The 10,548-nt window shown below is 57.9% G+C and carries 11 protein-coding genes; all 11 read right to left on the minus strand.

What is annotated here, in order from left to right; genetic code table 11:
- Positions 1-852 (minus strand): ABC transporter ATP-binding protein (locus AC2FNU_RS21300; protein ID WP_496792234.1); only part of this gene is annotated, 852 nt, incomplete at its 3' end.
- Positions 849-1,664, minus strand: coding sequence for an ABC transporter permease (locus tag AC2FNU_RS21305; protein ID WP_480798405.1), 816 nt, complete (start codon positions 1,662-1,664; stop codon positions 849-851). The genes AC2FNU_RS21300 and AC2FNU_RS21305, both read right to left, overlap by 4 nt.
- Positions 1,661-2,617, minus strand: coding sequence for an ABC transporter permease (locus tag AC2FNU_RS21310; RefSeq protein ID WP_496792236.1), 957 nt, complete (start codon positions 2,615-2,617; stop codon positions 1,661-1,663). Before AC2FNU_RS21310 ends, AC2FNU_RS21305 begins: the two co-directional genes overlap by 4 nt.
- Positions 2,618-2,632: 15 nt before the next feature.
- Entirely contained in the window at positions 2,633-4,219 is a 1,587-nt protein-coding gene (locus AC2FNU_RS21315; protein ID WP_496792238.1) for an ABC transporter substrate-binding protein, read from the minus strand.
- 234 nt (positions 4,220-4,453) lie between these two features.
- On the minus strand, positions 4,454-5,557 hold the full coding sequence (locus tag AC2FNU_RS21320) for a DUF4147 domain-containing protein (protein WP_496792240.1): 1,104 nt from the start codon (positions 5,555-5,557) through the stop codon (positions 4,454-4,456).
- Complete coding sequence (gene dtd / locus AC2FNU_RS21325; RefSeq protein WP_496792242.1) at positions 5,557-5,994, minus strand: D-aminoacyl-tRNA deacylase; 438 nt, start codon at positions 5,992-5,994, stop codon at positions 5,557-5,559. The genes AC2FNU_RS21320 and dtd overlap by 1 nt, the downstream gene beginning before the upstream one ends.
- A 43-nt stretch (positions 5,995-6,037) precedes the next feature.
- Positions 6,038-6,706: a nitroreductase gene (locus AC2FNU_RS21330; RefSeq protein WP_496792244.1), complete on the minus strand. Its 669-nt coding sequence runs from the start codon at positions 6,704-6,706 to the stop codon at positions 6,038-6,040.
- Between the two features lie 76 nt (positions 6,707-6,782).
- On the minus strand, positions 6,783-7,889 hold the full coding sequence (locus tag AC2FNU_RS21335; RefSeq protein WP_496792246.1) for a TFIIB-type zinc finger domain-containing protein: 1,107 nt from the start codon (positions 7,887-7,889) through the stop codon (positions 6,783-6,785).
- 46 nt (positions 7,890-7,935) lie between these two features.
- Entirely contained in the window at positions 7,936-9,084 is a 1,149-nt protein-coding gene (locus AC2FNU_RS21340) for an SPFH domain-containing protein (RefSeq protein ID WP_496792248.1), read from the minus strand.
- Between the two features lie 22 nt (positions 9,085-9,106).
- A complete protein-coding gene (locus AC2FNU_RS21345) occupies positions 9,107-10,027 on the minus strand; it encodes a DUF2927 domain-containing protein (RefSeq protein ID WP_496792252.1) in 921 nt (306 codons plus the stop codon).
- A 49-nt stretch (positions 10,028-10,076) separates the two neighbouring features.
- Positions 10,077-10,548, minus strand: a 472-nt coding sequence (locus AC2FNU_RS21350) for a toxic anion resistance protein (RefSeq protein ID WP_496792250.1), incomplete at its 5' end; no start/stop codon positions are given.

Consider the following 10,548-nt stretch of genomic DNA (forward strand, 5'->3'; position numbering starts at 1 on the left):
GATACCGTCCACGCTGAGCACCGGTTCTGGTGTCGGCTGTTTCTCTTCATGCTCGATTGAACGGACCGAGACCAGCGCCTGTGTGTATTCCTCTTGCGGGTTGTTGATGATCTGGTCGGTGTTGCCGTATTCGACGGTGTTACCCATGCGCAGAACCATGATGTCATCGCTTACCTGCGCCACAACTGCCAGGTCGTGGGTGATGTAAAGTGCGGCGACACCGGTGTCTGCGATGGCTTCTTTGATCGCCATCAGAACATCGATCTGGGTGGTCACGTCCAACGCGGTTGTGGGTTCGTCGAAGACCACTAGATCAGGCTCGGGGCACAAGGCCAGAGCCGTCATACAGCGCTGTAACTGCCCGCCTGAAACCTGATGCGGGTACCGGTCGCCGATATTGTCCGGGTCGGGCAGACCCAGCTTGGCGAACAGTTCACGCGCCCGGCCTTCGGCCTCCTTACGGCTGAACTTTTTCTGTTCGACCGCAGCCTCGACCACCTGATCCATGATCTTCTTGGCCGGGTTGAAGGACGCCGCAGCGGACTGGGACACATAGGTCACCTCACCCCCGCGCAGTTTGCGAATATCCCCGTGCGAGGTTTTCAGGATATCACGCCCGTTGACCCAAACCTCACCACCGGTGATCTTCACACCGCCCCGGCCATAAGCCATCGAGGCCAGACCGATGGTGGATTTCCCGGCGCCTGACTCTCCGATCAGGCCCAGCACCTTCCCGCGTTCGAGGTCAAAGCTGACCCCGTGCACGATCTCGATGTCATGAGGTTTTTCACCCGGCGGATACACGGTTGCGCCGATCTTGAGGTCGCGGACCTTGAGAAGTGGATCGCTCATCCCCGGCCTCCTTTCAGTGATGTGGTGCGGTTCAGGACCCAGTCAGCCACCAGGTTGACCGAAATCGCCAGTGTTGCGATGGCGACAGCGGGATACAGCGCCGCACCGATACCATAGACGATGCCGTCCTTGTTCTCCTTCACGATGCCGCCCCAGTCCGCCAGTGGCGGCTGAACACCCAGACCCAGGAAGGACAGGGTCGAGACAAACAGAACCATGAAAATGAAACGCAGACCCAGTTCCGCCACCAGCGGCGACAGAGCATTGGGTAGGATTTCGCGGAAGATCACCCAGATCTGGCCTTCACCCCGCAGGCGCGCGGCTTCGACGTAATCCATCACGGCGATGTCCACCGCAACAGCGCGCGCCAGACGATAGACGCGCGTGGCGTCCAAGAGACCCATGACGATGATCAGAACAGGGATGGTGACCGGAACCATGGCCAGAACCACCAATGCGAAGATCAGCGATGGAATCGACATGATCAGATCGACTGTACGTGACATGACCTGATCGACCCAGCCGCCCATAACAGCCGCCAGAAAACCCAGGATCGAGCCGGTCACAAAGCTGAGGATCGTTGCTGCCGTGGCGATGAAGATCGTCGTGCGTCCACCATAGATCATGCGACTAAGAAGGTCGCGACCGATGTTGTCCGTGCCCAGCCAGAATTGCGAGCTCGACGGCTCCCACACGTCGCCAACGACCTCGGCCATGCCATAGGGGGCCAGCAGGGGGGCAAAGATGGCAACGAAGAAATACAGGCCGGTAAAACCAAGACCGATCATTGCAGAGATAGGAATGTTCTTCATTTCGGATGCCTCAGCCTTGGGTTGGCAAGGATCGAGACGATGTCTGCAATCATGTTCAAACCGATATAGATCGCGGCGAAGATTACACCGCACGCCAGGACAACAGGCACGTCACGCTTGGTCACGTGATCCACCAGATATTGCCCCATGCCGGGATAGACGAAGACGACCTCGACCACGACGACGCCAACAACGAGGTAGGCCAGGTTCAGCATGACCACGTTTACAATCGGCGCGATGGCATTCGGGAAGGCGTGGCGGTAGATCACCTGAAAGTTGCTCAGGCCCTTAAGTTCTGCCGTCTCGACATAGGCCGACTGCATCACGTTCAGGATTGCCGCGCGGGTCATCCGCATCATGTGCGCCAAAACGACCAGAGTCAGCACGATGACAGGCAAGGCGATAGAGTTCAGCTTTTGCCCAAGGGTCATGCTGTCGTTGATCATCGCAAGCGGCGAGAAGAAGCCCAGTTTGACAGCAACGAAGTAGACCAGCACATAACCGATCAGGAATTCAGGGATAGAAATCGTGGTCAATGTGACCGCCGAAATCATCTTGTCGGGCCAACGGTTGCGGTAGCGGACCGCCAGAAGGCCCAGGAAAATAGCCAGCGGAACCGAAATAATAGCGGCCCAGAACGCCAGAAACAGCGTGTTGCCCAGACGGTTGCCAACGGATTCAGCGATGTCGAGCTTGTTAGTCAGTGATTGGCCCAGATCACCCTGCACAATGCCACTCAACCATTCAAAATAGCGGGTCAGGGCTGGCCGGTTGAGGCCCATTTCTTCGCGCAGGTTTGCCAGCGCTTCGGGGGTTGCGGATTGGCCAAGGACGGCTTGCGCCGCGTCCCCGGGAAGGGCTTCAGTGAGGCCGAATATCAGAGCCGATGCACCGAAGAGAAGCAAGAGTCCCAGCGCTAAGCGCTGGGACACCAGTTTGATGATGGGATGCATGTACAGTAGCCCGGATCAGACGAACCACATTTTGCGGGACATGTTGCCGTTCATCAGCTCTTGGGTCGGGTCGGTTTCCCAACCGTCCAACTGGTTGCTGATGCCCTCAACAAAGTCGTTGAACATCGGGCAGATCAGACCGCCTTCGTCGCGAACCATCATGCCCATCTGGCTGTAGATGCCTTTACGCTTTTCAGGATCCAGTTCTGCACGTGCGGCGAACAGCAAGTCGTCGAAGGCCGGAACCTTGAACCGCGTATCGTTCCAATCCGCGGTCGACAGATAGGCTGTTGCATACATCTGATCCTGAACCGGGCGGCCACCCCAGTAGGACGCACAGAATGGCTGAACATTCCAGACCTCTGACCAGTAGCCGTCATTTGGTTCGCGCTTGATTTCAAGCGGAATGCCAGCTTCTGCAGCAGATTGTTGGAACAGAGCAGCTGCATCTACCGCACCGGGGAAGGCGCCATCTGCCACGCGCAGAATAATTGGCGAACCGTCATGGCCCGACTTCTGATAATGCTCAGCGGCCTTTTCAACGCTGAATTCGCGCTGCGGAATAGTCTCATCAAACAGCGGGTAAGCCGCGTTGATCGGCATGTCGTTGCCGATCGAACCATAGCCTCGAAGCACTTTCTCAACCAGATCTTCTCGGTTGATCGCGTGTTTCAGAGCGAGGCGCAGTTCGTTGCTGTCGAACGGTGCAGTGTCAACGTGCATGATGAAGACGTAGTGTCCGCGACCTGCGGTTGAATGCACTGTCAGGTTTGGCGCGCGTCCCAAAAGATCGGCCACTTTCGGTTCGACCCGGTTGATTGCGTGAACTTGACCTGATTGAAGCGCTGCCGTACGGGCCGTAGCATCGTTGATCACGATCACTTCTACACTGTCGAAGTTTCCGAAATCCGAGTTCCAGTGGTTTTCGAACTTTGTGTAAAGGTGGCGCACACCGGGTTCGTCCACTTCCACCTTATACGGTCCGGTTCCGATGCCCGCGCCAGGATTTTCCATCCCTCCGTCGGGCTGTACGATCAAATGATAGTCGGCCATCAGATAGGGCAGGTCAGCGTTAGGCTCAGTCAGCGTGACTTGGAAGTTGTCCCCGTCAGCCTTCATGGACTCGATACCTTTCATGATACCAAGCGCACCAGATTTTGAGTCTTCATTCGAGTGACGCTGCATCGTTTTGAGCACGTCCTCGCTGGTCATCGTTTTCCCGTTGTGGAACTCAACGCCTTGACGCAGCTTGAATGTCCAGACTTTCGCGTCCGCACTACCTTCTACGCTTTCTGCAAGGCGTGGTTCGATAGTGCCATCAGGCGCCACCTCAACCAGCTGATCGCCAAATTGTTTGCCGTTCTGGAAGGGAACTGAGCTTGCATAGGTCGCAGGATCAAGCGAGTTAGTTGATTCGCCACCTTGCAGGCCAAACTTAAGATCCCCACCTTTTTTTGGGCCAGCCGCCCGCGCGGCGTCCGCAAACATCGTGCTGGCCAGCGCTGCCGATACACCTAAAGCCGCAGCTTTCCCCATGAATTCGCGGCGGGTCATCTTCCCGGCAGTGACCTGGCCGGCCATATGCGTGATTTGTTCGTTCATTTAGAATTCTCCCTATTGAGTGGTTTTTGCCCTTTGCGGGTTTTTATTGACGCGTGAGTCAAAGTTGGCGCATTTCAGCGAACCGAGCAAGGATATTTCGTGCGAATACCGAAAACGATAGTCCACACGATGAGGTCATGAACGCCGTCTACGTGATCGGTATGTCGAGAAACCGCCTGCATATCCCTTCATTTTCGATTCTTGATGGAACAACGTGCCGGAAAAAGCGTCAATTCATACGCGTATTGCGACAATCAGGTCCATAACGTTGGTTCCGGTTGGTCCCGTCACCAAAAGCGCGCCCGATGAATCCAGAAAGGTACCGCTGTCAGCGTTTTGAAGGTAGGTTTCGGCTACGTCTAACCAGGTAGCCCCGGTCACGATCCCTCCGGCCGCGTTTGTTGGGCCGTCCGTTCCATCCGTGCCACCAACTACAACCGTCAGGTTCGGCTGATCCGCGATCTCTTTGGCCAAAGCAAGCGCCAGTGCCTGATTTCGCCCTCCGCGCCCCGGGTGATCGGGTAGAACCACGGTCGGTTCACCACCAAAGATCATCACGCCTTTGTCCATGTCGCGCAGCATCGGCCCAAGCTTTGCCGCCACCCGCAGATAGTCATCGTGCAGCGCTTCGTCATTGGCCAGAACCGTTTGGCCCGCTTCGCGTGCCGCGGTGGCGGCTGCATTCCGGGCATGGGCGTTTGACGCCACGATCTGCGTTGTCGCAGTAAAGTTGTAGCTATCCGGCAAAGCGCCAATGCCCGAGCCAATGACATTCAGGTCGTCGCCGGGCACGTCTGAAATCGCCAGAACAGTTGCGTGTGCGCCTTTGAAATGAGACAGCAAACCGCCGCCCTTGATGCGTGACAACTTGCGCCGCTCGGCGTTCATCGCCCGAATGTCCAACCCCTCGGACAGCAGTCTGCGGTTCAACGCTTCCAGATCGCGCAAAGATGTGCCGGGCAGAAGATCCTCGGCCAACGAGGAGGCGCCGCCCGAGACCAACAGAAGGACATGAGAGCCGGGTGGCATCTGCTCCATCGCCACGCGGAGTGCGCGCCCACCCGCAAGGCTGCGGTCATCCGGCACCGGATGAGAAGCCTCGATCACCTCGACCGTCTCGGGAAGATCGCGGCCGTGATCGTCTTTGGTGACCACAAGTGTGGGGACCGGACCAAATTGAGCCAGCGCCGCACGTGCCATGGCGGCAGCAGGTTTCCCAACGGCGAGAATCCGATCGGGCTTGGGAACATCCGGCAGTGCGGCCTTGGTCGCAGCGAACCCATCGACTGCATCAACTCCGGCCTGCCAAAATTCAACGGCTTGTTCAGTGATATCCATCAGTTCTCAATCCAGATCGTGACGGGACCGTCGTTCACAAGTTCGACCGCCATATCAGCCCCAAACCGCCCCGTTTCCACCGCAACACCTTGCGCGGCAAGGTGATTTGCAAACTCTTTGTACAGGCGTTCGCCCTGATCCGGCGAGGCCGCGGTTGAGAACCCCGGCCGGTTGCCGCTTTTCGTATCGGCGGCGAGTGTAAACTGGCTGATCACCAACGCCGATCCGCCAATATCCAGCAGTGAGCGGTTCATTTTTCCCGCCTCGTCTTTGAAGATACGGAGCTTGGCCGCCTTTTCGGCGAGTTTCTTGGCTTGCTCTTTGTCATCGCCCTGCATGGCGCAAACAAGAATCATCAACCCCTGTCCACATGATCCGGTGACAGTGTCACCAACCGACACTTTGGCACGCGACACCCTCTGCAATACTGCACGCAAAGGAATCCTCCCTGTTATGCGAAAAGCCGACCTTTGCGCGTGTTTAACCCCGCCATTCTACAAAGTCACTCGGTGCGGCGCGTTCTGTGCGGAAGTTGTTTGCAGGATGATCGGGGTCCGCATAGCCGAAAGAAATCGCGCACAGGATCAGGCGGTCCTTGGGGATCTGAAAATAACGATGCAGGAATGGACCGTAAGTGGCCACGGCGGCTTGTGGTATGGTCGCGACCCCCAATGCCTGCGCTGCCAGAGTGAAGGCCGTAACAAAACCACCGCAATCCATCGCGCCATAGGGGCCAAGTTCTGCCGGGCTTGAGAGAATGGCGCAATGCGGCGCGCCAAACAGGGCAAAGTTCTGCATCATTTGTTGCGCTGACCCGGCGCGGTCCCCGCGTTCTACCCCAACAGCTTCGTACAGCGCCCAGCCACAGGCGCGGCGGCGATCCTGGTACACGCCAGAGTAGGATGTTGGAAACGGCAGGTCCGGCGCTGGCGTCCCGCTGACAGCCTCGGCCAGCATTGCCTCACGGAATGCATCTGTTTCATCCGCGCTGGTGATCACCAAATTCCAGGGTTGTGCATTGCACCAGCTAGGGACTTGGGATGCGCTGGCGACGATCTGTTCGATCTGCGCATGGGGGACCGGTTCAGGCAGAAACGCCCGGCAGGAATGGCGGTCTTTCAGCAGAGTATTCAGTTCAGCTAACGACACGGCAGACCCATCCTTTGTTTTCAGCGATGAACATGACCGCGTCTAACCGGATGCACAAGCCTGGATGCAGGTCCGCCTATTGCCCGGTGGCCACCAGATACCCGACACCCGCAGCCACCAACAAACCCAGTACAACAGCGATGGTTATCTTGATCGCTGACCAGGGACGTTCGCCCTGAACCCGCCCGGTTCTGCCATTGACCACAAACCGATACGTCTGGCCGCGGTATTTATAGGCGGCCATCCAAACCGGCAGAAGGATATGCTTGAATGTGACGTCCCGCACATCTGTATCGACCGCATGAATGCGCTGCCGATCCCCACCGATGTCAAAACGAACATCCCGTTCGATTACGCGCGCCATGTGGGCACGCGCTTCGGCGTACCCTTCCCGCAGTTCAACGCTGTAGGCTTCAGCCCGGAAACCGGCCAGGTATTCGGGCTGATATGGCTCCAGCGCAGGCAGATCCCAGGGTTCCAGCGCGTCGGTGTAGCGTTTTGGAAGCGATTTGGACGCCAGCACAAGCACATCGTCAAAAAAACGCGCGACGCGGCCGGATTTTGGGCTCCAGCGTACCTTTGGCACTTGTTGCTGAACCCGTTTTCCGTCGCGCATCACGGTTCGGGTTTCATAATAGACGGTGCCGCGCTCACCGCGATACGAAGACTTGGTGTCGGCATCGAAAGTCCAGTAAGGCACGTAAATGCCCTGCACCTTGCGCCCTTTTCGGGCATATTCCTTCAACCCGTTTGGCGCGAACCAGAGCCGCCCCAACCAATCGCCCATCGCCTTGTGGGCCGAGCGTTCATCGAATGCAAAAGGCAATACGCCTTTGGGTTTAATGTGCCGGTTTATCCCGGTATCTGTCACGACCGGCGTGGCGCAGAACGGGCATTCTGCTGCATGGGTGTTCGGGTCAAACTCCACCTGTGCCGCGCAGTTTGGGCACGACAGAACACGGGTTTCCTCGATCTCACTGTCCGGCAGGCGGTCAGCGATGGCGGCGTCAAAGTCCAGCTCTCGCAGACTTGCACCGCCCCACGGTCCGGCACTGATCGGCTCGGAATGCCCGCAGTGATCGCAGGTTAAGGTACCATCACCCGGGTTGAACCGGTAGTCCGCGCCACACTTGTCGCAGGGGAAACGGTGTTCGGTCGGGTCAGGGGCGGTGACGTGTGTCATGAATTACCCGGTGGTCATGATGAATTTAAAAGAAGACTGCGTTTGTTCACGCTCCGGGCGGGGGAGGTGGCAGGATTGTAAACAACTGCGCAAGCTCCTGCACCTCGCCTGCCTTTTTCCAGCCGTCCTGTCCTGCGGTCCAGACATAAGTGTCACGTGTCAGCTCGCCTTCGCTGGCCATGCGCCCCATCTTGGCTTTGGAAAACGGCCCGCTTGTCTGGCCATCCACAGCGATATGCCACACATGCTCGACAGGTGGCGGAGGAGGCGGTGCCGCATGTGCTGCCGCTTGCGGGGCAGCGGGGGCGGGCGATCCCCACGGGCCGCTGGGTTGGCCCGCTGCCATGTTCGACATCTGATGCGCCATCGCCATCCCCATACCCATGCCAAGACCGGCGCCCATGCCGCCGCCTTGACCGGGGTTGTTGGCCGCAGCCGTCATCGCCTCTGCTGCTGAATATTGAGTGAACTTGCCCAGATCGCCCGCCAACCCCATCGAGGTCCGCTTATCCAGCGCCGCCTCAACCGCCGGGGGCAGCGAGATGTTCTCAATGTAGAACTCCGGCATTTCCAAACCGTAGCTGTCCAATACCGGCGAAACTTCGGCTGCGATCAGTTTGCCCAGATCGGCGGTGTTTGCGGCCATGTCCAGAACAGGAATGCCCGAGCCCGAGATGACGCGGCTGAACTCCTGCACGATGATATTGCGCACCTGAAAGCTGATCTCATCCATTGTGAACTCACCGTCTGTTCCTACAATCTCCACCAGGAACTTGGCGGGATCCTTAACCCGCACCGTGTAAGTACCATAGGCCCTGATACGGGTCGGCCCGAACTCCGGGTCACGCAGCATGATCGGGTTCTTGGTGCCCCATTTCAGGTCATTGAACCGGGTTGTGTTGACGAAATAGATCTCGGATTTGAACGGCGACTGAAAGCCGTGATCCCAATGCTGAAGCGTTGTCATGATCGGCATGTTGTTGGTCTCAAGCATATAGAGACCGGGTGTGAACACGTCGGCCAATTGTCCTTCATGCACAAATACCGCCGCCTGACCTTCACGCACGGTCAGTTTGGCGCCGTACTTGATCTCATGCCCTTCACGCTCAAACCGCCAGACCATCGTGTCACGGGTGTCGTCCACCCAATGAATGACATCAATGAATTCTCCGGCCAGAAAATCGAAAATTCCCATTTGGGTTCTCCTGTCCTAGGGGTCAGAGCGGCTGACCCATCAATTCGCGGGCAATAATGCGCACGACGGGGCGCGCCTCATCGACGCCCACACCGGGCTGCAGGCGCTGATCATAAAGCATCATCAGCAGTTTCTCGTCATGGCTGGTCAGCAGCGCAAACTCATCATCATCGTTGAAAATCGAAGGCCGTGCTGCCGGGCTGTCATTGGACAGGCCAAGCCCCTGAGCGATCTCTTCGTGAATGCAACTGCGGCGCACCAGATCCGTCAGCTCGGCCCGGATCAACGCAACTGCACGCACGTATTTGTAGGGCGACGCCCGGGTCGCAGAGGCAAAGACCAAGCAATCGAAATTAGCGCGCGGATTGGCGACCAGATCCAGTGAAGCCTGGCTGATGTTCGGGATCAATTGCTTCAGGCGCGACGCAACATAGGCACTGTCGTCCTTACCTGCGAAAAAGACATGGAAATTGGCGTTTCGTGACACAACCGAAATCGGGTGTCGGGTCAACCCGGCCAGGCGGCCCGCGAACAGTCGCACTTGTTCCGCATCCTGTGTCCGCGTTTCGGGCAAAACCGAAGGGCCAAATTCGGTCTGGATGCGCACGGGGCCGGACCACCGGCTCAGTTGCCCATCCGTTTGCCGTGAACCGATCGAAACGCTCTGCGTCGGATATTCGCTGTAGAACGCGATTGCTTCGAAGTTGCGGGTCAGATCGTCGGCATCATAGGGCGTATCCGGTCCGCCGCCATCTGTGCGCAACAGCCCCCGAACCAGAAGGTCGCGTTCAACACGTTGGTAGAAGCGCGCCAGATCCTGACTGGCGGCAGAGGGCGGTACATATGCGTTTGCCGCCGTTGGTGCGGGCTCGGGCCGGGGCTGCGGCGCAACGGTAGATGTCAGGGTTTCATCGCAATTGGCCAACGCCAATACCGAAGTCACCCCTAACACCAGTTTAAGAGAATTGAAGCGCCGCACGCGGATTCCGCCTTTAGCCAGGAACCGCCGTGCCGGAATTGTCACCAACCCCGTCCCGGCGCGCTTTGGCAGAGGCTAAAGTGTCGCGCAACTCGGCCTCCATCTTTTGCAATTCAACCTCAGCCGCCGCGCGTTTCGCTTTTCCTTCGTCCGCAATCGCCAGGCTTTCGTTGATAGTTCCGATCAGGTCAGCATTGGCCTGTTTGACCGCTTCGATATCGAACACACCGCGCTCCATCTCTTCGCGGATCATCTTGTTGGATTCACGCAAGTTGGCCGCGTTCGAGGTCAGCAGTTCGTTTGTCAGATCGTTTGCGTCACGCACGGCGGCGGCGGCTTCGGCGCTGCGTTGGATGGTGACGGCCTGCGCAAGTTGGGTTTCCCACAACGGGACCGTGTTCACTAGGGTCGAATTGATCTTGGTCACCAGCGACTTGTCGTTTTCCTGCACCAAACGGATCGAGGGCAGCGACTGCATCGTGACC

The sequence above is a fragment of the Ruegeria sp. BHSB064 genome (assembly GCF_059613205.1).

Bases quoted from the DNA above. Each gene is read 5' to 3' on its own strand.
- AC2FNU_RS21305 (WP_480798405.1), bottom strand. From the start codon at position 1,664: ATGAAGAACATTCCTATCTCTGCAATGATCGGTCTTGGTTTTACCGGC.
- AC2FNU_RS21310 (WP_496792236.1), bottom strand. From the start codon at position 2,617: ATGCATCCCATCATCAAACTGGTGTCCCAGCGCTTAGCGCTGGGACTC.
- AC2FNU_RS21335 (WP_496792246.1), bottom strand. From the start codon at position 7,889: ATGACACACGTCACCGCCCCTGACCCGACCGAACACCGTTTCCCCTGC.
- AC2FNU_RS21315 (WP_496792238.1), bottom strand. From the start codon at position 4,219: ATGAACGAACAAATCACGCATATGGCCGGCCAGGTCACTGCCGGGAAG.
- AC2FNU_RS21320 (WP_496792240.1), bottom strand. From the start codon at position 5,557: ATGGATATCACTGAACAAGCCGTTGAATTTTGGCAGGCCGGAGTTGAT.
- AC2FNU_RS21340 (WP_496792248.1), bottom strand. From the start codon at position 9,084: ATGGGAATTTTCGATTTTCTGGCCGGAGAATTCATTGATGTCATTCAT.